Source organism: Pandoraea captiosa (assembly GCF_902459775.1).
In the GTDB taxonomy this organism is placed as follows: Bacteria; Pseudomonadota; Gammaproteobacteria; order Burkholderiales; family Burkholderiaceae; genus Pandoraea; species Pandoraea captiosa.
Genome location: NZ_CABPSQ010000002.1, coordinates 1,074,220 through 1,097,612 on the forward strand (window position 1 = coordinate 1,074,220; position 23,393 = coordinate 1,097,612).

At 63.6% G+C, this 23,393-nt stretch carries 21 protein-coding genes and 1 riboswitch; of the genes, 12 read left to right on the top strand and 9 right to left on the bottom strand.

The genetic code is table 11. The annotated features are described in order from the left end of the window. Window positions 1-19: 19 nt before the first annotated feature. A complete protein-coding gene (locus PCA31118_RS10045) occupies window positions 20-1,225 on the bottom strand; it encodes an MFS transporter (RefSeq protein ID WP_150625047.1) in 1,206 nt (401 codons plus the stop codon). Window positions 1,226-1,364: 139 nt separating this feature from the next. On the opposite strand from PCA31118_RS10045, the gene PCA31118_RS10050 reads away from it, so the two are divergent. The 4 genes from PCA31118_RS10050 to PCA31118_RS10065 all read left to right on the top strand — a co-directional run bounded on the left by PCA31118_RS10050 (window position 1,365) and on the right by PCA31118_RS10065 (window position 4,427). After that, a complete protein-coding gene (locus tag PCA31118_RS10050) occupies window positions 1,365-2,291 on the top strand; it encodes a LysR family transcriptional regulator (RefSeq protein WP_150625048.1) in 927 nt (308 codons plus the stop codon). A 131-nt stretch (window positions 2,292-2,422) separates the two neighbouring features. Further along, window positions 2,423-2,881: a GNAT family N-acetyltransferase gene (locus tag PCA31118_RS10055; RefSeq protein ID WP_150625049.1), complete on the top strand. Its 459-nt coding sequence runs from the start codon at window positions 2,423-2,425 to the stop codon at window positions 2,879-2,881. Then, window positions 2,878-3,492 (top strand): FMN-dependent NADH-azoreductase, encoded by a 615-nt coding sequence (locus PCA31118_RS10060; protein ID WP_150625050.1) that lies wholly within the window; start codon window positions 2,878-2,880, stop codon window positions 3,490-3,492. The genes PCA31118_RS10055 and PCA31118_RS10060 overlap by 4 nt, the downstream gene beginning before the upstream one ends. A gap of 128 nt (window positions 3,493-3,620) precedes the next feature. Then, window positions 3,621-4,427, top strand: coding sequence for a phosphodiesterase (locus tag PCA31118_RS10065; RefSeq protein ID WP_150625051.1), 807 nt, complete (start codon window positions 3,621-3,623; stop codon window positions 4,425-4,427). Window positions 4,428-4,481: 54 nt separating this feature from the next. Here the strand turns inward: PCA31118_RS10065 and PCA31118_RS10070 are convergent, their stop codons facing one another. Together PCA31118_RS10070 and PCA31118_RS10075 are read right to left on the bottom strand one after the other, a co-directional pair. Further along, window positions 4,482-5,171, bottom strand: coding sequence for a hypothetical protein (locus tag PCA31118_RS10070; protein WP_150625052.1), 690 nt, complete (start codon window positions 5,169-5,171; stop codon window positions 4,482-4,484). A 14-nt stretch (window positions 5,172-5,185) separates the two neighbouring features. Further along, a complete protein-coding gene (locus PCA31118_RS10075) occupies window positions 5,186-6,079 on the bottom strand; it encodes a hypothetical protein (protein WP_150625053.1) in 894 nt (297 codons plus the stop codon). 274 nt (window positions 6,080-6,353) lie between these two features. Between PCA31118_RS10075 and PCA31118_RS10080 the strand changes: the two genes are divergently transcribed. Then, window positions 6,354-7,481 carry an aminotransferase class V-fold PLP-dependent enzyme gene (locus PCA31118_RS10080; RefSeq protein WP_150625054.1) on the top strand — a complete coding sequence of 376 codons (1,128 nt, stop codon included), beginning with the start codon at window positions 6,354-6,356 and terminating at the stop codon, window positions 7,479-7,481. A gap of 53 nt (window positions 7,482-7,534) precedes the next feature. Here the strand turns inward: PCA31118_RS10080 and PCA31118_RS10085 are convergent, their stop codons facing one another. Then, on the bottom strand, window positions 7,535-8,362 hold the full coding sequence (locus PCA31118_RS10085; RefSeq protein WP_150625055.1) for a helix-turn-helix transcriptional regulator: 828 nt from the start codon (window positions 8,360-8,362) through the stop codon (window positions 7,535-7,537). 103 nt (window positions 8,363-8,465) lie between these two features. Here PCA31118_RS10085 and PCA31118_RS10090 point away from each other — a divergent pair, with 103 nt between their 5' ends. Beyond that, window positions 8,466-9,350 carry an SDR family oxidoreductase gene (locus PCA31118_RS10090; protein WP_150625056.1) on the top strand — a complete coding sequence of 295 codons (885 nt, stop codon included), beginning with the start codon at window positions 8,466-8,468 and terminating at the stop codon, window positions 9,348-9,350. Here the strand turns inward: PCA31118_RS10090 and PCA31118_RS10095 are convergent. The 3 genes from PCA31118_RS10095 to PCA31118_RS10105 form a co-directional block, all read right to left on the bottom strand. Further along, window positions 9,331-10,878, bottom strand: a complete 1,548-nt coding sequence (locus PCA31118_RS10095) for an amino acid permease (RefSeq protein WP_425495332.1) — start codon at window positions 10,876-10,878, stop codon at window positions 9,331-9,333. The genes PCA31118_RS10090 and PCA31118_RS10095 overlap by 20 nt on opposite strands. A gap of 204 nt (window positions 10,879-11,082) precedes the next feature. After that, a complete protein-coding gene (locus PCA31118_RS10100) occupies window positions 11,083-11,721 on the bottom strand; it encodes a glutathione S-transferase family protein (protein ID WP_150625057.1) in 639 nt (212 codons plus the stop codon). A 20-nt stretch (window positions 11,722-11,741) separates the two neighbouring features. Beyond that, window positions 11,742-12,626, bottom strand: a complete 885-nt coding sequence (locus PCA31118_RS10105; protein WP_150625058.1) for a helix-turn-helix transcriptional regulator — start codon at window positions 12,624-12,626, stop codon at window positions 11,742-11,744. Between the two features lie 137 nt (window positions 12,627-12,763). Then, window positions 12,764-12,913, top strand: a riboswitch (adenosylcobalamin (AdoCbl) riboswitch). Here PCA31118_RS10105 and PCA31118_RS10110 point away from each other — a divergent pair. From PCA31118_RS10110 to PCA31118_RS10125, 4 genes are all read left to right on the top strand, one after another. Continuing rightward, window positions 12,911-15,064 (top strand): TonB-dependent receptor, encoded by a 2,154-nt coding sequence (locus tag PCA31118_RS10110; RefSeq protein WP_150625059.1) that lies wholly within the window; start codon window positions 12,911-12,913, stop codon window positions 15,062-15,064. (Overlaps the previous riboswitch by 3 nt.) A gap of 13 nt (window positions 15,065-15,077) precedes the next feature. Next, entirely contained in the window at window positions 15,078-15,869 is a 792-nt protein-coding gene (locus PCA31118_RS10115) for an ABC transporter ATP-binding protein (protein ID WP_150625060.1), read from the top strand. 38 nt (window positions 15,870-15,907) lie between these two features. Next, window positions 15,908-16,879 carry an ABC transporter substrate-binding protein gene (locus PCA31118_RS10120; protein WP_246190177.1) on the top strand — a complete coding sequence of 324 codons (972 nt, stop codon included), beginning with the start codon at window positions 15,908-15,910 and terminating at the stop codon, window positions 16,877-16,879. Then, the gene (locus PCA31118_RS10125; RefSeq protein ID WP_150625061.1) at window positions 16,876-17,919 is read left to right on the top strand and encodes a FecCD family ABC transporter permease; all 1,044 of its coding nucleotides are present in this window, start codon (window positions 16,876-16,878) and stop codon (window positions 17,917-17,919) included. Before PCA31118_RS10120 ends, PCA31118_RS10125 begins: the two co-directional genes overlap by 4 nt. A gap of 162 nt (window positions 17,920-18,081) precedes the next feature. Here the strand turns inward: PCA31118_RS10125 and PCA31118_RS10130 are convergent, their stop codons facing one another. After that, complete coding sequence (locus PCA31118_RS10130; RefSeq protein WP_150625062.1) at window positions 18,082-18,846, bottom strand: SDR family NAD(P)-dependent oxidoreductase; 765 nt, start codon at window positions 18,844-18,846, stop codon at window positions 18,082-18,084. Between the two features lie 160 nt (window positions 18,847-19,006). Here PCA31118_RS10130 and PCA31118_RS10135 point away from each other — a divergent pair, with 160 nt between their 5' ends. Continuing rightward, window positions 19,007-19,924 (top strand): LysR family transcriptional regulator, encoded by a 918-nt coding sequence (locus PCA31118_RS10135; protein ID WP_150625063.1) that lies wholly within the window; start codon window positions 19,007-19,009, stop codon window positions 19,922-19,924. A gap of 46 nt (window positions 19,925-19,970) precedes the next feature. Here the strand turns inward: PCA31118_RS10135 and PCA31118_RS10140 are convergent, their stop codons facing one another. Then, on the bottom strand, window positions 19,971-21,815 hold the full coding sequence (locus PCA31118_RS10140) for a DUF1254 domain-containing protein (protein ID WP_246190158.1): 1,845 nt from the start codon (window positions 21,813-21,815) through the stop codon (window positions 19,971-19,973). 26 nt (window positions 21,816-21,841) lie between these two features. On the opposite strand from PCA31118_RS10140, the gene PCA31118_RS10145 reads away from it, so the two are divergent. Further along, window positions 21,842-23,380 (top strand): DUF1254 domain-containing protein, encoded by a 1,539-nt coding sequence (locus PCA31118_RS10145; RefSeq protein ID WP_150625064.1) that lies wholly within the window; start codon window positions 21,842-21,844, stop codon window positions 23,378-23,380. Window positions 23,381-23,393 lie beyond the last annotated feature (13 nt).

Consider the following 23,393-nt stretch of genomic DNA (forward strand, 5'->3'; position numbering starts at 1 on the left):
AATCAAATATTGGGGCGACTCAGCGGCTGGCGGTCTGCATCGACGGGCGATGCAGGGCCATCTGGAGCAACACCAGCAGCAGGCCGGAACCGGCGATCAGCGCGCCAACGATGGGCACCGCCGTGTAGCCGTAGCCGGCGGAGATCGCCGCACCGCCGGCTGCGGCGCCGACGGCGTTGCCGAGATTGAACGCACCGACGTTGACCGACGACGCGAGCCCCGGCGCTTCGGCCGCAGCGCGCATCACGCGCATTTGCAGCGGCGGAACCAGGGCAAACGTGGCGATACCCCAGACGACGACGGCCAGTGCAGTGCCCAGATGTGTGCGGGCCAGCACCGGGAACGCGAGCATGACCGCAACGAGCAGTACCAGAAAGACGATCAGGCTGGCGTTGATCGAGCGATCGGCGAGCTTGCCACCCGCAATGTTGCCGACGGAGAAGCCCACGCCGACGAGCACGAGCATCGCGGTCACGAAGCCGGGCGAGGCGCCGGTAATGGCTTCGAGCGTCGGTGCGATATACGTGTAAAGCGTGAACATGGCGCCCGCGCCCAGCACTGTCGTGGCCATCGCGATCAACACGACGGGGCGGGTCAGTACCGACAGTTCCCGGCGCACGTCCGGCATGCGGCCGGCTTCCCCCTTCGGAAGCGCGAAGCGCAGCGTCAGCATGGTGACGACGCCAAGACCGGCGGTGGCGGCGAACGACATGCGCCAGCCGATGGCCTGACCCAGCCAGGTGGCCGCCGGTACGCCGCCGATGTTGGCGATCGTCAGTCCCATGAACATGGTGGCGACGGCGCTCGCCTGCTTGTCACGCGGCACGACGCTTGCCGCGACGATGGAGCCCAGACCGAAGAAGGCGCCGTGGTTGAGGCTCGTCACGAGGCGGGCGAGCAGCAACGTGGTGTAGTTGGCCGAGACCGCCGAGAGCAGGTTGCCGAGGGTGAAGATGCTCATGAGCGCGATGAGCGCCGTGCGACGTGACCAGCGCGACATGATGAGCGTCATGATGGGGGCGCCGATCATCACGCCCAGGGCGTAGGTCGTGATCAGCATGCCTGCCGTCGGGATCGAGACGTTCACGCCCTCGGCGATGACGGGCAGCAGGCCCATCGGCGAGAACTCGGTCGTACCGATGCTGAAGGCGCCGATGGCCAGCGCCAGCAGCGAGAGCGTGGCGTGAGAGGACGATGTGGGGTTGTCGGGAGCAGAGGAGTTCATTGGGGGAGACCTCGGAAGATTCGGAAATGTTCGGGATAAAGGGCTATGACGAAAATGAGGGCATTGGCGGCAGTGTGCGCCCTTTACTTTTGCCGAAAAAGTCGCCTATAAACGAAATTATTTTGATTTGAAATCAACAATGAAGATCACGCTCGACGAACTGCAAGCCTTTGCCGCCGTGGTGGACACCGGTTCGATCACGGCGGCAGCGCAGCAACTGGACCTGACGGTGTCGGCGACGAGCCGCACGTTGGGGCGTCTTGAGCAGAAGCTGAAGACGACGCTGCTGCGGCGCACGACCCGCCGACTCGAACTGACCGAGGAGGGCAAGGCGTTCTTGCAGCATGCCCGGGCGATCATCGATTCGGTGGAAAGTGCGGAGGAGCAGATGCTCACGCGGCGCGAGAAGCCGTCGGGCCGGCTGCGTATCGATGCCGCCACGCCGTTCATGTTGCACGTGATCGTGCCTCTGGTGCCCGGCTATCGCGAGCGGTACCCCGAGGTCGAGCTCGAACTCAACAGCAACGAGGGCATCATCGACTTGCTGGAGCGACGCACCGACGTGGCCATCCGGATCGGCCGGCTGAAGGACTCGACCTTGCACAGCCGCCTGATCGGCAACAGCCGTGTGCGAATGTTTGCGAGTCCGGCGTATCTTCAACAGCACGGGCAGCCTCGCAAGGTCGAGGATCTGGCGAAGCACACGTTGCTGGGCTTCACACAGCCCGATTCGCTGAATGTCTGGCCGATTCTCGGCGCCGACGGCGAGCCCCACCGCATCGAGCCGGACGTGATGTCGTCGAGCGGCGAAACGCTCCGGCAACTCGCCCTGGAGGGCGCTGGCATTGTCTGTCTGTCCGAGTTCATGACGGTGCGCGACTGCGAGTCGGGGCGGCTGGTGCAAGTGTTGCCGCGTCAGACGCAGGACGTGCGCCAGCCCGTCAATGCGGTGTATTACCGCAATACCGCGATCTCCGCGCGTATTGCATCGTTCATCGACTATCTGGTCGCCGCGCTGCGCGAGCGCACGGGCAAGGGGCAAGGCATGGGATGGGTGGCGCAGTGAGGGATGCCCGGCCCATGGCGTGAAGGCAATGGCGCGCGCATCTTGTCCCTGACGTTCCGTCAATTCTTGACTCTGGTCCGCCCTGTGCGCCCCGACTAGAGTCGGCGATGGACTACCGTCAGAGAGAGACCATGAACCCATTGCTGACTTTCAAACATCTTGAGACCCCGGGCGAAGTGCGTTCGGCGTACCCCGTCATGAAGGAACTTCGCCCGCATCTCGCGAGCGCGGACGCGTTTGCCGAGCAGGTGCAGCGCCAGCGCGGCGAGGCATACCGGCTGCTGGGCGCCTTCGATGGCGAGCGATTGCTGGGGCTGGCCGGGTATCGCCGCATGACGAATCTGATTTACGGTCCGTTCGTTTATGTCGACGATCTTGTCGTGGCTGCCGACAATAAGCGCGGCGGCGTGGGCTCGGCCCTGCTCGCCGAGGTACGGCGAATTGCGCGCGACGCGGGATGCGCCCAGTTCGTGCTCGACACCGGCCTGCATATGGCGCTCGCGCAGCGCTTCTATTTCCGCAACGGCCTGCTGGCGAAGGGGATGCATTTCCGACAAGCGCTCGACATGACCGAAGAGGCAGTCCAATGACGCGGCTGTTGTTGAATGCAAGCCCGCACGGTGCGTCGAGCCGCGCCTTCGGGATGGCGCAGACGTGTCTCGACGAGCATGCCCGAATCTCCGGCGATGCCGAGACCATCGTTCGCGATCTGGCGCAGTTTCCGTTACCGGCGATTACGAGCGAGTACGCGGCGGCGATTACGTCGAGAGAACCAGACCCGACGCAGTTCGCGCTCTCGGAGCGTCTGATCGAAGAATTGGAGGCGACATCGTTTCTGGCGATCGCGACGCCTATGCACAACTTCACGGTGCCGGCATCGCTCAAGTTATGGATCGACCATGTGGTGCGCATCGGCCGGTCGTTTGCCAGCACGCCCGACGGCAAGGTTGGTTTGCTCAAGGACCGTCCGACGGTGGTCATCGTTGGCTCGGGCGGTTTTCATACGGGGGAGAGCGCACGGCAGCCCGACTTCCTCACGCCGTATCTGCGGCACGCCCTGAGTTGCATCGGTATTACCGATGTGACGTTTTTCCTGATGCAGGGGCTGGTCGCCGGATCGGAGGCGGGCGAGCGGGCCGTTACGGCTTGCCGCACGGACCTGGCTCGGTATCTGAGGCCGTTGGCTTCATCCCCCCGTTGAAAGGACGGTGAAGGACGGCGGGCGGCAATGCGTGCGTATCGCGCGCTATGCTCTCGGTGCATGCGTCCATGACGCCTTGCACCCGCCCCCCGATCATCGTCTTCCCAGCACTGCTGAAAGCCGCCCAAATGACCAAGTTCATCCACATTACCGATACGCATCTCGTCACGCCGGGCGAGCCGCTTTACGGGCTGGATCCCTATGCGCGCCTTGTCGCGTGCGTCGACGACATTCTTGCCCATCACACCGACGCCGAGTGTTGCGTGATCACGGGCGACCTGACGCACCGTGGCGAAGCGTCCGGCTACGCCGCGCTGCGCGAGCAACTTGACCGGCTGCCATTTCCGTCCTTTCCCCTGATGGGCAACCACGATCGACGCTCGGTCTTTACTGCGTCGTTCCCGGAGCGGCTGCGCGATGACCACGGCTTCGTGCAAGGGCGTTTCGATGTGGGGGACGCGTCGTTTCTGATGCTCGACACGCTCGACGAGGGGCAACATGGCGGCCTGTACTGCGAGGCGCGACTGGCTTGGATGGGCAGAGAGCTTGACCGGCTGGGGGAACGTCCGACGTATCTGTTCATGCACCACCCGCCCTTCGACATCGGAATTCCGAGCCTCGATACCATCGGTCTGGCCAATCCCGAGGCGTTTCGGAAGCAGATCGGGGGGCGCAGGAACGTGCGTCACCTCTTTTTCGGCCATGTGCATCGCCCGGTTTGCGGCAGCTGGCACGGCATTGCGTATTCCACGATGCGCGGCCTCAATCACCAGGTACCGTTCGATATGCATACGGTACATCCGGTGCGTCAGAGCCACGAGCCACCGGCGTACGCCGTGGTGTTGCTGGCGAAGGACCAGGTCACGGTCCATTTCCACGACTATCTGGACAAGTCGCTGGTCGATGCGCCGCAAGACGCCGCCGACCGGATGTGACCGGTCGGCGTCCGTGACGCGCAAAAACGGCGGACGAATGTCCGCCGCTCGTGCCTACTTCGCTTGCGGCACGCCGTCCGGGCCGGCGTAGGTGTACTCCTCGACCTTCTCGCCCTTGCACAGCGATTGGAGATCACGGGCGATGAACGGGAGCATGTTGTTCAGACCGTAGTTCAGGGTCGTGACATATTCGGCGTTCGCACCCCACATATTGGTCTTGTCGCCATGCGCGCGGTAGTACTTCGTCTCCAGCACCCCATTGCGATCCATGAACTCGGCTTTGACGGCGACCATGCTGAAGAGCTTCAGGCCGATCTGCCAGGTAAAGGCGCGCGTCACGCTGGTTCGTATGGTCACGCCTTCGGCAGGGACCGGGGCGCCGTCGGCGATTTCCGAGACGACATAGCCGTAGTCCTTGAGATGGGCGAGACCTTCGCTCATCCACGGGCTGACGTTCTCCACGAGCAACGCGCCGCTGCCCGAAGCGCCGATCGTTTCCTTGTTCTGGCGGGCGTCCACGGCCGGCACGATATGTACGCGGCATGTGCCGGCCTGAACGGCGCGAAGGGGCGTTTCGGTGGCGAGCGCGTCGTACTTCATGTCGACTTTCTCGCCATAGCCGGGCGGGACCGCCGGAGCGGCCGACGCGCCGGTGTCGGGCGCGGGCGCAGCGAAAGCGCCGGCGCTGAAGGCCGCTGCGACGGCGAGGGAGAGGGTGAGGGCAATCGTCGTGTGCTTTTTCATGGTTGTCCCCGGCATTATTTCTGCGCCACGGTGGCGGAGCCGCCCGGATTGGGCAGCGAATAGAGTTTCTTGTCGGCGCCCAGCACGATCGCGCGGGCGTCCCCCTCCTTGAGCACCGTGCCCTGCACCGTATCGACGCTTGCACCGGTGTTGTACGAGAACGTCTTGACCGGGCCGGTCTTCGTAGCCGTGTCCTCTGCGATCTCGATGTCGAGCATCACCATGCGGACCGTTTCGGCAATCGACTCGCGCACGATTTCGCGGAATTTGGCGCCGTTTTGCGCACCCCACAGGGCGAGCGAGGCTTTGCCGCCCGGGCCGATCAGCGCCGATTGATAGTGCAGCACGCCGCGCTGGGCCGGTGTGATCGTGTTCGAACCGTCGGACTTCACCCAGATCGAGACGACGGACTCCGAGTCGAAACTGCGGAAGTCCATGGTGAGGGTGTAACGGGGAATGATGATCAGCAAGGCCTGGCCGGGCTGGAGTTCGTTGCGCAGGCGAGCGAGCGTGGGGCCCGTCAACGAACGCGGCGTCGTTGTGATCTTGCCGACCTTGATCGCATATCCGGAGAGCCCCTGCGCGATCGATTCGTTGAATTCCTTACGATAGTCGACATCTTCGATGGCAGCGTAGAACGGACCGAGCAACTGTTGCGAGTCGTTGACACGGCTATTCGTCACCTTGCTGTCGATGATGGCGCCGATCAGGCCACCCCCGAGCGCAATGCTCGCGGCATTGGAGGGCTGAACGGCGGCGATCACTTCGTCCTGCACGACGACCACGTGGGCCGTGAGTTCCGTGATTTTGCTACGCTGCTCCGGCGTCATGCTCACGCGCATGGGCGTGCCGCAGGCGCTGAGCAATAAGGCGAGGGCCAGCGCAGCGATGAATCGCAGTCGATACATGTATTTCCCCTTCGTTATTTATGGTCATTCGTTGTCATTAGGATTTACAGCAAATGTTCAACGGCCGCGAAACGGGAAATCTGAAGTGATCAATGGATCGGAATCATGAATAAGTGAAGAAACTCGGAAATCGGGATCGGAGGGCGTGCGACGCCCGGTCGAAGGCGTCGGGCGCGCGGCGGGCAGGTGGCGGGCAGGTGGCGGGGGCGGGGGTGACGGGATTTCGTTAGAATCTGTCCCATAACGCGTCACATCACTATTATCGGAGGCAGACATGCCAGGATTGCTCCCCGACGTCGACCGCGACGGGCTTCTCGAATATTCCGTCGTTTATACGGACCGCTCCATCAACCACATGTCGCAGCGCTTTCAGGGCGTGATGCGCGATATCTCCGAGGGCCTGAAAAAGGTCTACAACGCCAATTCGGTCGTCGTGGTGCCGGGTAGCGGGACTTTCGGCATGGAAGCCGTGGCGCGTCAGTTCGCGACCGACAGGAAATGCCTCGTCATTCGCAACGGGTGGTTCAGCTTCCGCTGGACGCAGATTTTCGACATGGGCAGCATTCCGTCCGAGTCGATCGTGCTCAAGGCGCGTCCCGTCGAGCAGGGGCGACAAGCCGCCTTCGCGCCGGCGCCAATCGACGAAGTCGTTGCCGCGATCAAGGAACACAAGCCGGATCTGGTCTTCGCGCCGCACGTGGAAACCGCCTCGGGCATGATGCTGCCCGACGCCTATCTGCGCGCCGTCGCCGAGGCGGTGCATGCCGTGGGCGGACTGTTCGTGCTCGACTGCATCGCCTCCGGGACGGTGTGGGTCGACATGCAGGCGTGCGGCGTCGACATTCTGATCAGCGCGCCGCAAAAGGGCTGGAGTGCATCGCCGTGCTGCGCCCTGGTCATGCTCAGTGCGCTCGCTCGCGAGCGTATCGATGCGACCACCAGCACCAGCTTCGCGTGCGACCTTCGCCAGTGGCTGCAAATCATGGAAGCCTATGAGAAAGGCGGCTTCGCCTATCACGCCACCATGCCGACCGACAGCCTGGCGACGCTGCGCGACGTCATCAAGGAAACCGAAGCCTACGGCCTCGAGAAGGTGCGCGCCGAACAACTCGAACTCGGGCGTCGCATTCGCGCACTGCTCAAGGAAAAGGGTTTTCGCAGCGTGGCCGCAGAAGGCTTCGAAGCCCCCGGCGTGGTGGTCAGCTACACCGATGACGATGGCATTCGCTCGGGTAAGAAGTTTGCCGATGTCGGCGTGCAGACCGCCGCAGGCGTGCCGCTGCGCTGTGATGAGCCGGAAGACTTCAAGACGTTCCGCATCGGCCTGTTCGGCCTGGACAAGCTCAACGACGTGAACGCGGCGGTGGACCGGTTCGCCAAGGCGCTCGACAAGGTGCTGTAACGGATTTGATGTGATTGGGCGGGCGCGATTGGCGCGTTATGCCGACGCAGGACTCAGGTTTGCGCGGTGAGCGCCCGAATCCGCCGGGCAACATCTTCGTCGAGCGGGTTGTAGACGATCATGCTCAGGTCCGGTCTGCCGTCGACGGCAAAGGCCGAATACTCCAGTGTGATGGGGCCGAGTTCCGGGTGCGTAAGACGTTTGATCCCATCACCGTCGGCCGGACCCACCACGTCGTTTTCCTGCCAAAGGGCGGCAAACTCCGGGCTCATGCGGCAAAGCTCGTCGACCAGTTCGCCCATCTCCGAGGCCAACCCCGCGCGCGCCACGTCGGCCCGGAATCCCGCAACGACGAAGCGGGCAATGGCCTGCCAGTCATGTTGTCGGGAGCGGGCGCCTGAATCCCGGAACAGAAAGTAAAGGATGTTGCGTTGTCCGGGCGGCAACTTGCCGTAATCAGTCAGTACCACCGCAGCCGCACGGTTCCAGGCGACGATGTCCCACGTGGCGGTGCGGATGATGGCCGGACTGGCGTCGAGCAGGTCGATGAGTCGTTGCAGACGGGGATTGACGGTCTCGACGGCGCGGTATCGCACCTCCGGCGGGCGTCCCAACCCGAGCATGAACAGGTGCTCGCGCTCCGCGTCGGTGAGCATCAGGGCGCTGGCCACACGCTCCAGCACGTCTGCCGACGGGGCGCCGCCGCGGCCCTGTTCGAGCCACGTGTACCACGTCGGGCTGATATGCGCGCGCTGGGCGACTTCCTCCCGACGCAGGCCGGGCGTTCGCCGGCGCCCGGAAAACCCGAAGCTGGCGGGGTCGAGGCGCGTGCGGCGGCTTCTCAAAAAGTCGCCGAGCGATTTGGCAGTATTGACTGACATGACGATCCCGATCCTGTTAGTCGCTTTACTATGATGAGATCACTACTTTAACGGGATAACGAATGATCGGATAGTGAGTGCCGAATACCACGGAGATCTCACCATGCGAATCTTTCTGACGGGCGCAACGGGCTTCATCGGCTCGGTTCTGGTTCCCGAACTCATCGACGCCGGTCATCAGGTCATCGGCATGACACGGTCCGACGAAGGGGCGCAGGCGCTGCGCCAGGCGGGCGCCGAGGTGCATCACGGCACACTCGAGGACCTCGACTCACTGCGCAGCGGCGCGGCCAGGGCGGACGCCGTCATCCACACCGCATTCGATCACGACTTCTCGCGGTTCGTGGAGAACTGCGAAAAGGACGCGCGCGTCATTACCGCGCTGGGCAATGCGCTCGCCGGCACGGACCGCCCGCTCGTGATCACGTCCGGCACCGGCATCGGAAGCCAGCATAACGGTCTGCCCGCGAGCGAGGACGTCTTCGACAGCACGCACGCGAATCCGCGCATCGCGTCTGAGATCGCGGGCAATGCGCTTCTGGACGCAGGGGTGAACGTGTCGGTGATGCGCTTGCCGCAGGTGCATAACCCGTACCGGCAGGGGCTCGTCACGCCGCTGATCGCCGCAGCGCGTGAGAAGGGCGTTGTCGCTTACGTGGGGGAGGGGAAGAACGTCTGGCCGGCCGGGCACGTGTCGGATGTGGCGCGTTGCTATCGTCTCGCGGTGGAGGCGGGCCAGCGGGGTGCCCGATATCACGCGGTCGGGGAGGAGGGCGTGAGCGTCCGGGACATTGCCGAGACGCTTGGGCAGGGCCTGAACCTGCCCGTCGTCTCGATTCGACCCGAGGAGGCCGCCGAGTATTTCGGATGGATGTCGATGTTCGTCACGTTCGATATGCCCGCGTCGAGCGCACTGACGCAGGCGCGGCTCGGCTGGCGCCCCACCGGCCCAACGCTGCTCGCCGATCTCAGCGAAGCGCGTTACTAGTCTCGGACCCGACGCGGGCGTCTGTGTGGCGGGACGCCTGCGTTGTCGGGAAATGCATGTCGCGATACCTGACGAAATGCGACCCGCGCACCAGACGGTAGCCTGCCCAGATCAGCAGGAACAGCGGAATGCCGATGTAGGTCGCGACCACGCCGCCCCAATCGATCCTGTTCTGAAGAAACGCCTGATAGTTCTGCCCCAGCGTGATGATCAGGCATAGCACGAACGCGAAGATCGGCCCGAACGGGAAGAACGGCGAGACATAGGGCAGGTTCGCCAGATCGTGCCCCTGTTTGACGTAACCACGGCGGAACCGGTAATGGCTGATCGCGATGCCCAGCCAGGCGATGAAGCCCGTCATGCCGGACGTATTGAGCAGCCAGATGTAGACGGCGTTCGGACTGAACACGAAGGTGAAGAAGCACAGTGCCGCGACGGCGGCCGTCGCAAGTAACGCGCACATCGGCACGCCGTTGCGCGACACGCCGCCGAACACGCGCGGCGCCTTGCCGTCGCGCGCCAGACTGTAGAGCATGCGGGTGGCCGCATACATGCCGGAATTGCCTGCCGAGAGCACCGAGGTCAGCACGACGGCATTCATGACCGAAGCCGCGCCCAGCAGTCCTGCACGCTCGAAGATCAGGGCGAAGGGACTGACGCTGATATCGGTCACGTCGTTGCGCAGCAGATGCGGATCGGTGTACGGGATGAGCAGACCGATGACCAGAATCGCTGCAACGTAGAACAACAGGATGCGCCAGAACACCTGACGCACGGCACGCGGCAGGTTGCGCGCCGGGTCCTTGGATTCGCCGGCGGCAATGCCGATGAGTTCCGTGCCCTGAAACGAGAAGCCGACAACCATGGCCACGCCAATGAGGGCGGCGAAGCCTCCCGCGAACGGGGCGTCGCCGACCGTCCAGTTGGCAACCCCGCCGGTCTCGCCGCCGCGAATGATCCCGAGCAGCATCATCAGGCCCATGGCGACGAACGCCAGCACGGCAACGACCTTGATCAGCGCGAACCAGAACTCAGCTTCCCCGAAGCCACGCGCCGACAGCGCATTCAGACCGAAAGTGATGGCGAGGAACAAGGCGCTCCAGTACACGCCCGGAACATGGGGGAACCAGTACGCCATGACCAGTTGGGCGGCGACGAGGTCGACCGCGACGGTGACGGCCCAGTTGTACCAGTAGTTCCAGCCCAGCGCGAAGCCGAAGCCTTCGTCGACATAGCGCGCGCCGTAAGTCGAGAACGAACCGGACACGGGCATGGCGGCGGCCAGTTCGCCGAGGCTGGTCATCAGGAAGTAGACCATCAGGCCGATCAGCACATAACCCAGCAGCGCACCGCCCGGCCCCGCCTGCGCGATGGTGGCGCCGGAGGCCACGAACAGGCCGGTTCCGATGGAGCCGCCCACGGCGATCATCGTCAGGTGCCGTGCGGACAGGGAGCGGCGCAGCTCCGACGGGGCTGACGCCCCTGCTTCGATGCCTTCGCCGAGCGGGTCATGTTCCGATGTTGCCAAAGTCGTGTTCCTCAGTAGCCTGATGCGCGAATGAGCGTCCCCCGGCCGCCGTCGACGCGGCGGGCATGGCGCAGGGTGGCGTTCTGCCGAGGGGGAGGGAATTCAGAGTGGGGGCGATTGTATTACGGGTCTTCCCGATTGGGCTACTTTCTGCTCACGCTCGCCGAATTCGCGCATCAAAACGCTCATTTGCGCGGATTTTCGTCAGCATTCGCGCACTATCCCGGGCTCGCAGATCTCCATCGCGCGTCGGTAGACGGGACGCTCGCCAATCCGGGCAAGATAAGCCTGGATGTGCGGGTACGGCGTCAGGTCGATGGGCTGAAACACGCGCATGGTCGTGAGTGAGAATACGGTCATGATGTCGGCGGCAGTGAATTCGTCGCCAGCAAGATAGGGACGGGCGCCGAGATGCGCGTCCATCGTGTCGAGTGCGACTTGCAGTCGCCCCATGGTGCTGGTGAGCGCCGGATGATCGACGGGCAGTCCGGAACGCGCGAGCGTCATGTAGCGCAGGATGATCGGCTGGAGATTGCCGTTGGCGAAGTGAAACCAGTACAGATAGTGGGGATAGTCGGCGTGATCCGGTCCGATTTGCAGTCGGCCGTCGCCGAATTTCGTCAGCAGGTATTCCACGATGGCAGCCGATTCGCCAAGCATCGTGTCGCCGTCCTCGATGACCGGGGCGGCACCGAGCGGGTGCAACTGTCTGAGTGCTTCCGGCGCCAGGCGAGTGACAGGGTCGCGCGCATAACGCACCAACCGGTAAGGGATGGCGAGTTCTTCGCAGAGCCAGACGATGCGCTCCGATTGGGATACGCCGAGGTGATGTACGGTCAGCATGGGAATGAATTCCTGAAGGGCTAGGCGCCGCGCTCGCTGCGATCGCCGCGATCGGGATCGCGCACGGCGGAGGGAGAGAAACCGAAACGCTCGCGAAAGCGCACCGAGAATCGCGACGGCGATTCGTAGCCGACGGACATCGCCACGTCCGAGATCGGGCGCGACGTTGCCTGAAGCATGGTCAGGGCCGTGGTCATTCGGACGTCCGCCACGACCTCGGTGAGCGACGTGCCTTCCGCCGAGAGCCGACGTCGAAGCGTGGCCTCGGACATGGCGAGGCGCCCGGACACGATGGCGGATGGCCATGATGCATCGACGTCCGCGGCAATCAGATGGCGGATTCTGGCCGCGACGGACGTCCGGGCAGCGTGTGGCGCGAGCGCTACGCCACGTGCAAGCAGCCAGTAGGCGACTTCCAGCACGCGCAGCCGTGCAACGCCTTCGGGTACCAAATCGACGGGCGAAAGTGCCTCGCGTGCCGCTTCGAACGACGCATGGAATTGGCCGCCGACCTTCCCGATGGCAACTACCGATTGACGCTCGGCAGCGGCGCGACCGGCCGACGTGGCATCGCGACGATAGCGTTCGTCGAGCAACAGCGCGTCGTCGAATATGAGCCACCGCGCCTCGTACGTGCCGTCCGACGCCAGCACGTTCGTGAAGTCCACCGTCTGCGCACCACGTACGACGAGGGCCTGACCCGGTGTTGCGCGGACGCGCACGCCATCGCCGGTCGTCACCGTCTTGATGCCTTTGTCCACGACGATGAGGGCATTGCGTTCCAGATGAACGCTGGCAATCCGTAGTTCGTTGCCCTGAATAACGCGCGCTGTCAGCCCGATGTCGGGTCTTGCATGGATGTCTCGCTGGATGTCGCGTGGGTGGGGCGCAGTGTCGGGTCGCATCGTCGGTGGTTTTCCGGAGAAGGCCGATGCAGTCTACCCTCGCCAACGCGGCGACACGATGCGCGAACGATCAATCGCTGTGCCGATTCGCTCAAGGCTCGCGTTTGCCTGTCATGTGAGCGACATCCACCGAAACAACACGTAGAATGCGCGCTACCGACGGCCGGAAGCTGGTGCAAATCCAGCGCGGTCGCGCCACTGTGACTCGTCCTCGTGACGGGAAGTCAGACCTGGCCGTCGGGCACATCGACCATTTTTTTGGGGCGCGAAACCCCAGGAGACCCATGCATCATCCATGCTCGACGGCCCTCGACAGGGCCCCGGCAGGGCGTTGTTTCGCCCTTGGCAAAGCCGCGCTCACCGTTGTCTCGCTGTTCGGCAGCGCCGTCACGTTCGCCGACGACACCCACCTGCCGCTGGTCAACGTCAATGCGCAACACGCGCGCGACGATGCGCCACTCTCCACGCCGACGACCACCGGATCCCGTCTGAACCTGTCCAGTCTCGACACGCCCGCGAGCGTCGAGACGCTGACCGCCCGGCAGATCGAAGCGCGCGGCGATCAGAGCGTGAACGACGCTGTGACGCGCACCACCGGCTTGACCAGCACGGCCACGCCGGGCAATGGCGGCACCGCGCTCGCCGTACGCGGCTTCGCCGGTCAGGAATCGGTGATGACGCTCTACGACGGTACGCGCCTTTATCCCGGCGCGGGCACCATGACGTTTCCCTTCGACACCTGGCAAGTCGAGCGCATCGATGTCCTGCGCGGACCGGCGTCGGTGCTGTACGGTGAGGGCGCAATCGGTGGGGTGGTGAATGTCGTGCCGAAGCGGCCGCAGCGCGAGTCCGCGACCACGATTCAGGCGGGCTTCGGCACCGACGGCCAGAAGCGCTTTGCGCTCGACACGACCGGCGCACTCGGCCCGATGCTGTCGTACCGCTTCTACGTGAGCGACAACCGCAGTAACGGATGGGTCGAGCGCGGCGACGCCCATACGACATCCGTCGGCGGCGCGGTGAAACTCGACGTGTCGCCGAAACTATCGTTCACGCTCGACTACGATTACGCACGTCAGATGCCCTCGACGTATTTCGGTGTGCCGCTCAACAACGGCACGATCGATACGTCCCTGCGTTACCGGAACTTCAACGTGGGCGACGCACTGATCGCCTACTTCGATCAGTCGACGCGATTGACCGGCGTCTACCGGGCCGCCGACGGCATCACGATCCGCGATCAGTTGTACTACCTGAACACCAACCGGCATTGGCGTAACAGCGAATCGTACGAGATGGACCCGTCCACGCGTCGGGTCACGCGCAGCGACTACATCGAGATCCTTCAGCACGAGCATCAGGTCGGCAACCGGCTCGATGCTACCGTCGAGCGCACCATCGCGGGCCACGCGAACCGCTTCGTCGTCGGCGTCGAGGCCAATCAGATCTCGTTCCAGCGAGACAGCAACACACCGTTTGGCGGCACGTCGGCCGTCAATGCGGATGCTTTCGACCCGGGCGTGTTCGCCAGCCCCGATCCGACCTTGCCCGAATTCCGCACGCTGACACGTCAGGTGGCGTTGTTCGCCGAAGACCGTTTCGGCATCACGCCGCGCCTGTCGGCGGTGGGCGGCGTGCGTTACGACTATCTCGACTATTCGCGTCGGCAACTGGCCACAGGATCCGAGTTCGGCAAGACGTTCTCGAACGTCGGCTGGCGTCTTGGCCTCGTGTATCAGCTCAGTCCCTCGGCGTCGGTCTACGGTCAGTACACGCGCGGCGCGGACAGCATCGGTTCGCTGGTCACGCTGTCGCAATCGCAGACCCGGTTCGATCTCGCGACCGGCGAGCAGTGGGAGGCGGGTCTCAAGCAGGAACTGCCCGACGCTCGGGGCTTCTGGACGCTCGCCGTCTACCAGATCGTGAAGCGCCATCTGCTCACGACCGATCCGCTGCATCCGACGCTGACGCAGCAGGTCGGCCAGCAATCGTCTCGCGGCGTCGAGGTGTCCGGCGCGCTGACGCTGGGCTACGGCTTGTCCGTCGAGGCGAACGCGTCGCTCTTGCGCGCCCGTTACGATAATTTCGACGAAAGCGTGAATGGGATGGTGGTGTCGCGCAACGGCAACGTGCCGAACAACATTCCGCAGCAGACCGCGAACGTGTGGCTGACCTACACGCCAATGCGCGACGTGGTGATCGGCACGGGATTGCGTTACGTCGGGCGTCGCTACAGCGACAACGCGAACACGGCGCCGATACCGTCGTACACGGTATTCGACGCCTCGGCGTCGTGGCAGGCGACGCGACGCATCAATCTCACGCTCTACCTGCGCAACCTTGGCAATCGCGCGTATGCGGTGACGTCGGAATCGCCGACCGAGTGGCTGCTTGGCCCGTCGCGCTCGGCGCAGGTCGTGGCGACGATGAAGTTCTGAGGCCCGTCCAAAGATGCTCCGCGCACTCGACATTGCCAGCCTGAGCTGGTCGCCCGCCGATCTGGCTGGCCCAAAGGCGTCGCCGCTACTTCAGTCGATCTCGCTCGACGTCTCGCGCGGAGAGTTCGTCGGCCTGATCGGCCCGAACGGCAGCGGCAAGACGAGCCTGCTGCGCTGCGCATTCCGTTACGCAAAGCCGCAGGCGGGCACGGTCACGCTCGACGGCACCGACGTTTGGCGCGCGTCGCCGCGTTGGTCGGCGCAGCACATCGCCGTGCTCTTGCAGGAGTTGCCGGACGACTTCGGCCTGAGCGTCGAACAGGTCGTCTGGATGGGCAGAGCGCCGCACAAGCGCCTGCTCGACGTCGATACGCCCGATGATGCGCGCGTCGTCGAGCAAGCGCTGCGCGACGTCGACATGACGAACGCCCGCGCGCGTGCGTTCGCCACGCTCTCGGGCGGCGAGAAGCAGCGAGTGCTGCTCGCGCGTGCGCTCGCGCAACAACCGGACGTGCTGATGCTCGACGAGCCGACCAGCTTTCTCGATCTGCATCATCAGATCGAATTCATGCGGCTGATCCGTTCGTTGCAAGTGACGACGCTCGCGACCCTTCACGATCTCAATCTTGCTGCCGCTTACTGCGACCGTCTGTATGTGCTGGCGAACGGCGAGATCGTGGCGCATGGCGCGCCGGCCGAGGTGCTGACGGTCGAGCGGCTCGCGCAGGCGTTTCACGTCGAAGCGCTGGTCGATGCGCATCCCGTCACCGGCCGTCCCCGAATCACACTCGTGCATCCGATATGAAACGCTATGTTCTGATGGGATCGATGGCCCTGACCTCGATGCTTTTCTCGATGTTGTTCTCGGTGCTGTTCCCGACGGTCGTGCGCGCCGATGTGCGCTATCCCGTCACCGTGCAAAGCTGCAACCGCGCGGTGACGTTCGAGCGCGCGCCGCAGCGCGCGGTCAGCAACGACGTCAATCTGACGGAAATGATGCTCGCGCTCGGTTTGAAATCGCGCATGGTCGGCTTTACCGGCATCAGTGGATGGAAGACCGGCAATGCCACACTGCGTCGGCAACTCGCCGGGCTGCCCGAACTCGCGCAGCGGTATCCGTCGATGGAGGTGCTGGTGCAGGCGGGGGCCGACTTTTACTTCGCGGGCTGGAACTACGGCATGCATGTCGGAGGCCCGGTCACGCCCGCGATGCTCGAGCCGATGGGCATCCGCACCTATGAGCTGAGCGAATCGTGCGGCCATGTGATGCCACGTGGTGCGGCGTCGTTTGACGACGTCTACAACGATCTGCGCAATCTTGGACGCATCTTCGACGTGGAACGCGCGGCCGACACGATCATCGACGGCATGCGGTCACAGCTTGAGACGCTGAAACATCGGGTGAGCCGGGTGAGCCGGGTGAGCGTAAAGACGGCACCGGTGCGCACCTTCGTCTACGACAGCGGCGAGGAGAGTCCCTTTACTGCCGGACGTCTTGCGATGCCCACGGCATTGATCGAAGCCGCCGGCGGGCGCAATGTGATGGACGATGTGGCGCAAAGCTGGACGCGTGTGAGCTGGGAGACCGTGGTGGCGCGCAACCCGCAGGCGATCGTCGTCGTCGATTACGGCGCCGTCACGGCGGCGCAGAAGATTGCGTTCCTGCTCGATCAGCCGGCATTGCGGGAGGTCGAGGCGGTGCGCGCGCGCCGCTTCATCGTGGTGCCTTACGACGAAGCGACCCCAGGCATTCGCAACGTGCAGGCGGTGCAGAGGATTGCGCGCGGCCTGTATCCGAAGGCGTTCGCCCAATGAGGGCCGTGCAGGCACGTCGGTATATGACGATGGGCGCACTGGCGCTCGCACTGATCGTGTCGATCGTGCTCGCGACCGGTTTCGGCCCGACGGCCATTGCGCCGTCGTTGACGTTGCGCATCGTGCTCGCGCATTTGACGTGCGTGGGGCAGTGCGCCGGACAAAGCATGGTCGCGCACGACTGGACGGCATCGCAGGATGCCGTGGTGTGGCTCATTCGCTTGCCGCGCGTGTTGCTCGCGGCGATCGTGGGGGCGTCGCTCGCGATGGTCGGTGTGGCGTTGCAGGCCGTGACGGCCAATCGGCTCGCCGATCCGCATCTGCTCGGTGTGAGCGCGGGGGCGACGTTCGGTGCGGTGCTCGCGACGCTCTTTCTCGGTGCGGTCTTCGGGCCGTTCACGGTGTCGCTGCTCGCCTTCGCCGGGGCAGCGTTCGCAACGCTCGCGGTGATCGTGCTCGCGCACCGGCAGGGGCGCCTCGAACGGGACCGGCTGTTGCTCGCCGGCGTCGCCGTGTCGTTCGTGATGCTCGCTGCGGCCAACCTGTTGCTGTATCTCGGCGATCAGCGCGCGGCGTCGTCCGTGTTGTTCTGGACCCTCGGCGGTCTCGGCCTCGCGCGCTGGGACATCCTCGCCATGCCGGCGACGATTGCCCTGATCGGCGGCATTGTGCTGATTGGCCGACGCCGCGAACTGAACGCGTTGATGACGGGCGATCTCGCCGCGGTGACGCTGGGCGTGAACGTGCCGCGCGTTCGAGGGGAAGTGTTTCTCATGGGCGCGCTGGTGACCGGGGCGATGGTGGCGGTGAGCGGCGCCATCGGGTTCGTCGGCCTCGTTACGCCGCATGCCTGCCGCCGGATCGTGGGGGCCGAACACGGACGTCTGCTGCCGGTCTGCGCGTTGCTCGGTGCCGTGCTGCTGATCTGGGCCGACGTGCTCGCCCGCACGATGATCGCGCCGGAAGACCTGCCTGTGGGCGTGGTGACGGCACTCGTGGGGGGCGGCGGCTTCGTGGCGTTGTTGCGGGTTCGGACGTGATGTCCGGAGTGAGGTCGAAAGTGCGCAGGCATGCATTCCTTGACCCGTCGGCGGCACTGGCGGATCGAGGCCGCAATGCGCAGTGGTTTCGTCGCCCGCAAGCGATGTGCGCAATCGACCTCACCTCGCGACCTCACCTCGCGACCTCACCTCGCGTTCGCCTCAAATCTGTTGTTGACCGCCGTCGACGAACAGTTCGGCGCCGTTCACGAAGCTGGCATCGTCGGAGGCAAGGAACAGGGCCGCGTTGGCGATTTCGGTCGGCTCGCCCAGACGCCCCAGTGGAATCTGTGCGGCGAGGTAGTCGGCGAGGCCCTGACGTTGTGCGGCGTCGTTGCCGGCCAGATCGAGGAGGCCGGGCGTGCGGGTCGCGCCGGGGCTGATCGTGTTCACGCGGATGCGACGCGGCTTGAGGTCGAGAATCCAGCTACGGGCGAAGGCGCGCACCGCGGCTTTCGACGCGGAGTACACGCTGAACGCTGCGGTACCCGAGCTACCGGCCGTCGAACCGGTGAGGATGACCGATGCGCCGTCGGCCAGCAGCGGCAGCGCCTTCTGTACCGTGAACAGCACGGCTTTCACGTTGCGATCGAACGTGTCGTCGAAGTGGGCTTCGGTGATCTCGCCAAGCGGGAGCATGGAACCGCCGCCGGCGTTGGCGAATAGCACGTCGAGTCGGCCATGGGCTTCGCCGATTCGGGCGTAAAGGGCGTCGAGTTCATCCAGCTTCGTCGAATCGACGCGCAATCCGGTCGCCTCGCCGCCGGCCTCGCGGATCGAGGCGACCGCAGCATCGAGTTCCACCTGGCGGCGACCCGTCAGATAGACGTGCGCGCCTTCGGCGGCGAAGCGTTGTGCGGTGGCCAGACCGATGCCGCTGGTGGCGCCGGTCACGAGTGCAATCTTGTTGTCGAGTTTGCGTGCCATGGTGTTGCTCCTTCATTCGGTTGAGTCGTTCGGTCACGCCGGGTGTCGGCGTTCGTGGCGATGTGGTGTGCTGCGATGTGATGAGAATATCGACCGGTCGAAGTTCTCGAAATAGAATTAATTGCAAACAATCATTGCAAATTTGAAATGACGAGCGACCATGTCGAAGCTGCCTGATTTCGAAGGACTCGCGATGTTTGCCAAGGTCGCGGAAGAGGGCTCATTCGCGGCTGCGGCGCGCGAGATGGGGGTATCGGTTGCGACCGTGTCGCGCGGCGTTGCGCGTCTGGAGGACCGATTGGGCGCACGGTTGTTCAACCGTACGTCGCGCCAGCTCGCGCTGACCGAGTTCGGCAGAACGTTGTGTGAAAAGGCGGGCGAGATCTACCGGCAGGCCGAGGCGGCCGAGGGTGCTGCGCGCGAGATGTCGTTGCAGCCACGTGGTCTCGTGCGACTGGCCGTGCCGATGTCGTTCGGGCTGCGCTGGGTCGCGCCGTTGATGCCCGAGTTCTTTCGTCGCTATCCGGACGTACAGGTCGATCTGCATCTGGCCGATTCGACCGTCGATCTGGTCGCGGATGGATTCGACGCGGCGCTGCGCATTGCGGCGCTGCCCGATTCGTCGCTGGTGGCCCGGCGTTTATGCGCGGTCACGCAATATGTCGTGGCCTCGCCCGCGTATCTGGCGCGTGAGGGACGACCCACGCATCCGCATGCGTTGGTGAACCGCCCCTGCCTGTCTTACGCGTATCGCGCGCACAGCGATGTGTGGCGCTTTACGAACGATGCGGGCGACGAAGTGCCGGTGACCCCGACCGGTCCGTTGCGTGTGACCAATTCGGACGCGTTGCTGCCGATGCTGCTCGAAGGGGCCGCGATCGCCGAGCTGCCCGAGTTCATCGCTGCCGAATATCTGAGCGACGGGCGGCTGGAGGCGATCCTCACGGACTGGTCGCTAACGAAAGGCGGGTTGTATTTCGTGACGCCATCGGCAAGGGCAAGGCCGGCAAAAGTGAGCGCGCTATCGGACTTCTTTGCCGAGCACCTGAGCGAGGCGAGCTGGCGCTGGCCGAAGTGATCGCTGTGCGTCGTCCGATTGGGGCGTTGCACAGCAATGATGTGACTCAGACCCTATTGATGCGCGGTGGCTTCCACGAGCCGTCGAGGATCGGCAGTTTGCCCCAGTATGCGCGGATGTAAAGCGAGAATTTCCCGCTGGGGGCGGGGAGCCAATTCGATTCCTTTTCAGCGCCCGGCGACTTTGCTCCCGCGTATAGCGTGAGTGAACCGTCCTGATTTCGTTTGAGAGTGGTGTTCTTGGTGCCGAGCGAATATCGCTTCAGATCGTTCGGATGGAACAAGTGCTTGTCGTTGTACAAGGTGAGTGACCAGAAGCCATTGACTGGCGGTTCTTCACCCTTTGCGAAAACGATCTCGTAGTGGCTGTCGCCGGTCAGTGGCGCGCCCGCCGCATCGACATCGGTATAGACATATTGCGTTTCGTCCGGGCGATTGTCGAACATGTTCGATTTTGACGTGCCGGTGCGATCGAAGTAGTCGAAGCCGGTTTGTGCGTTATTCGTGGAGCGGTTCCAGCCATTGCCGGCAGGCACCCCGTTATGTCGCCATTGGAAAAACGGATCGATGGCATCGCGCTCGGTCTCGACGGCCGCCTGCACGATCGCTTTCTTGATGTCGGGGTTGCGTCCCGCGACTTCCATCAGTGAACGGAATTGGGCATAGAGCGCCTCCTCGCCGGGCAGCGGCGGTACGGAGTTCAGCACTTCACCGAACTGGTCGAAGAACTTTTCCGGGATGACCCATTTTGTCTCGCCCGCGTCGGCGGATTTGTCATTCGCCTGACCCGGTGGCGTTATCGTGCGGGCGTCGCGCCACACAATCGTCTTCATTTTTCCGTCGAATTGCGTCAGCGGATAGGCCACGACCTGATCAATTACCGGTTGGATCGCCTTGCGGTCCTCCTCCGTATCGTTCATGAACACGCGGGGAATAGCGTTGGCGAGTGCCGTCGATGCACGAACGACTTCCGTAATGCCGGCGGGTTTGCGGCCTTTCCAGTTGGGGCCGACGAGCAGATAGAAACCGGGGCGCGTCCGATACGGCTTACCAAGTCGTCCGAACTGGTTCGTGCGTGCATCGTATAGCGCATAGACCCAGAAGCGAGTGCCGAATTCGGGAACCTGCATCACCACTGGCTCTTCGTCGAGCGAGAAGAAGCCCAGACCGTAGACAACGTCCTGATTGGGGCAGGTCACGAACGTCTGCGATGGCGCTATGTAGTCGTGAAGCATGGCGATCTGGCCACGGGGCGCGGCGGGCAGTACACCGTTAAGCAACCCCGGATAAGGCGCCTGCGTGATGCCGGCATTGCGGTTGAGCATATTGACCATCGGCCAGCCCCATACGTAAGCCATTCGCGCGATGGCCTGGGCGTATCCGGCGTGCATGTCGATACCCTTGGGCGGCAGCGCCTGTGAGGTAGTCGCCGCGCCCGGATTTGCCGCATCTGCCGATTTGCCGCCTCCTTGTGTCTTCGTCTCGGCGGCCGCTGTATTGGGCGAACTCACCAATGTTGCTGCATAGGCGGCAGGCAGGAGGCCGCCAGCTGCGCTCAGGAACCGACGAGTCAGATTCACGTTCTCGTGATCAGCCATATCAACCTCATGGGGGCATGGTGGAGACATTCGCGATCCGAATCCGAATCCGAATCCGAATCGTCCGAAATGTCTGGCGCAAGTCGGCAGTGTTCTCGATATACGTGTTGGCATCGATAGGGAGTTAGGGCAGCCGGTTTGCCCCTTGGGGCAATGTGGGGCAAACGTCTTTGATTTGCGCTCGGGTACCGGTAGATTGGCAGACGAACGCGATCCGCTGACGACAGTCGTGTCGTCGCCTCCACAGTGCCCCGGATCGTTGCCGTCAGGACACCTCGAACGACGCGGCGTCAATTGATCAACCTCCCGGAGCCACTTTCATGAGTCCGTTCAGAAGCGCACCCACCCCGTTCGCACTTGCCTCGGTCGCCGCGCTTGCCATTTGCGCGATAGTGACTACCCCCGCCGCTCGGGCACAGAACGCACGCTATCAGCCGCTGGTGGATGCACCCTTCGAAAAGGACTACCCCACCCCGAGCACGTCGCGCACGCTCCAGGACGAGTTTATTTTTCAACGTGCAACGCAGTCTTACTTGTGGGCGCTTCCCGCCGTGAATATGTGGGCGATGAAAGAAGGCTCAGAGAAGACATTCGGGGCGGGCTATAACGTGCTGCCCGTATGGAAAGAGCGGATCAAGGCGTCCACACAGGTCACGACGCCAAATTCCGATGTCGTCTACGCGATGGGGTATCTCGATTTGCACAAGGACGGTCCGCTCGTGGTCGAAGTGCCGCCGGGGGTGCAGGGCATATTCGACGATTTTTTCCAGCGCCCGTTGGAAGGTCCGACGATTCAGGGGCACACGTGGACCGGAGATGTCGGCTTTGCCGGCCCCGACAAAGGTAAAGGCGGTGTCTATGTGCTCCTGCCGCCGGACTTCAAGGGAGAGCCGGCCGGTTTGCCCAAGGGGGCGTTCGTCTATCGTTCTCGCACGTACAACGTCTTCCTGTTCTGGCGTGCATTCTTCTCCGATCCGCTGGATCTCTCAAAGCCCAATGCCGAGATCAGCGCCACGCGCGTTTATCCCCTCGGCAAGAAGGCGAGTGCGAAACCGATGCAGTTTCCCAACGCAAATCAGACACCCGCAAATCTGCTCTTCCCACGGGATGTGACCTACTTTGACATGCTTTCGCGCCTGATCGAGAGCGAGCATGTCGACACAGCGGACCTCGACATGCGGGGTTTCCTGCATAGCATCGGAATCGAGAAAGGCCGACCGTTCAACCCGACGCCGGAGAGACGTGCGCTGCTGGAGCAGGCCGCACAGACAGCGTTCAAGATGAGCAAGGTCATCATGGTGGACATGGTGCCGAACGAGCCCGGAAGCCGGTATTACCCCGACCGTCAGTGGATCAATGTGTTTGCGGGCGAGAACACGGCCTTTCAGGCGGGTGGCAAGTTCACGAACCTTGAGCAGCGTACCGGGTTCTTCACGAGCGCCTATTCCGCGAGCCCGGGCATGGTCGTCAATATCGTTGATGCCGGCGCCAAATATCCCGTTACGTTTCGCGACAAGGACGGAAATTTCCTCGATGGCGGTAACACCTACCGGCTGCATCTGCCGCCCAACATTCCAGCGAAGAACTTCTGGTCTGCAACGGTCTACGATGCCACGACGGCTTCGGGTCTCGCCAACGACCAACCGTTCCCGTCGCTCAATCAAATGGATAAGCCGCTGCAAAACGCCGACGGCTCGCTCGAGCTCTATTTCGGACCGAACGCACCTGCGGGCAAGGAAAAGAACTGGCTTCGCACGGTGCCGGGCAAGGGCTACTTCGTGATTTTCCGGCTCTATTCGCCGCAAAAAGCGTTTTTCGATCAGACATGGAAGCCGGACGACATTGTGAAAACGAACTAGCGCGATAGCGACC

Excerpts from the sequence above, each read along its gene's own strand:
- PCA31118_RS10045 (WP_150625047.1), bottom strand. The coding sequence starts at position 1,225 with ATGAACTCCTCTGCTCCCGACAACCCCACATCGTCCTCTCACGCCACG.
- PCA31118_RS10050 (WP_150625048.1), top strand. The coding sequence starts at position 1,365 with ATGAAGATCACGCTCGACGAACTGCAAGCCTTTGCCGCCGTGGTGGAC.
- PCA31118_RS10055 (WP_150625049.1), top strand. The coding sequence starts at position 2,423 with ATGAACCCATTGCTGACTTTCAAACATCTTGAGACCCCGGGCGAAGTG.
- PCA31118_RS10060 (WP_150625050.1), top strand. The coding sequence starts at position 2,878 with ATGACGCGGCTGTTGTTGAATGCAAGCCCGCACGGTGCGTCGAGCCGC.
- PCA31118_RS10065 (WP_150625051.1), top strand. The coding sequence starts at position 3,621 with ATGACCAAGTTCATCCACATTACCGATACGCATCTCGTCACGCCGGGC.
- PCA31118_RS10070 (WP_150625052.1), bottom strand. The coding sequence starts at position 5,171 with ATGAAAAAGCACACGACGATTGCCCTCACCCTCTCCCTCGCCGTCGCA.
- PCA31118_RS10075 (WP_150625053.1), bottom strand. The coding sequence starts at position 6,079 with ATGTATCGACTGCGATTCATCGCTGCGCTGGCCCTCGCCTTATTGCTC.
- PCA31118_RS10080 (WP_150625054.1), top strand. The coding sequence starts at position 6,354 with ATGCCAGGATTGCTCCCCGACGTCGACCGCGACGGGCTTCTCGAATAT.
- PCA31118_RS10085 (WP_150625055.1), bottom strand. The coding sequence starts at position 8,362 with ATGTCAGTCAATACTGCCAAATCGCTCGGCGACTTTTTGAGAAGCCGC.
- PCA31118_RS10090 (WP_150625056.1), top strand. The coding sequence starts at position 8,466 with ATGCGAATCTTTCTGACGGGCGCAACGGGCTTCATCGGCTCGGTTCTG.
- PCA31118_RS10100 (WP_150625057.1), bottom strand. The coding sequence starts at position 11,721 with ATGCTGACCGTACATCACCTCGGCGTATCCCAATCGGAGCGCATCGTC.
- PCA31118_RS10105 (WP_150625058.1), bottom strand. The coding sequence starts at position 12,626 with ATGCGACCCGACACTGCGCCCCACCCACGCGACATCCAGCGAGACATC.
- PCA31118_RS10110 (WP_150625059.1), top strand. The coding sequence starts at position 12,911 with ATGCATCATCCATGCTCGACGGCCCTCGACAGGGCCCCGGCAGGGCGT.
- PCA31118_RS10115 (WP_150625060.1), top strand. The coding sequence starts at position 15,078 with ATGCTCCGCGCACTCGACATTGCCAGCCTGAGCTGGTCGCCCGCCGAT.
- PCA31118_RS10120 (WP_246190177.1), top strand. The coding sequence starts at position 15,908 with ATGCTTTTCTCGATGTTGTTCTCGGTGCTGTTCCCGACGGTCGTGCGC.
- PCA31118_RS10125 (WP_150625061.1), top strand. The coding sequence starts at position 16,876 with ATGAGGGCCGTGCAGGCACGTCGGTATATGACGATGGGCGCACTGGCG.
- PCA31118_RS10130 (WP_150625062.1), bottom strand. The coding sequence starts at position 18,846 with ATGGCACGCAAACTCGACAACAAGATTGCACTCGTGACCGGCGCCACC.
- PCA31118_RS10135 (WP_150625063.1), top strand. The coding sequence starts at position 19,007 with ATGTCGAAGCTGCCTGATTTCGAAGGACTCGCGATGTTTGCCAAGGTC.
- PCA31118_RS10145 (WP_150625064.1), top strand. The coding sequence starts at position 21,842 with ATGAGTCCGTTCAGAAGCGCACCCACCCCGTTCGCACTTGCCTCGGTC.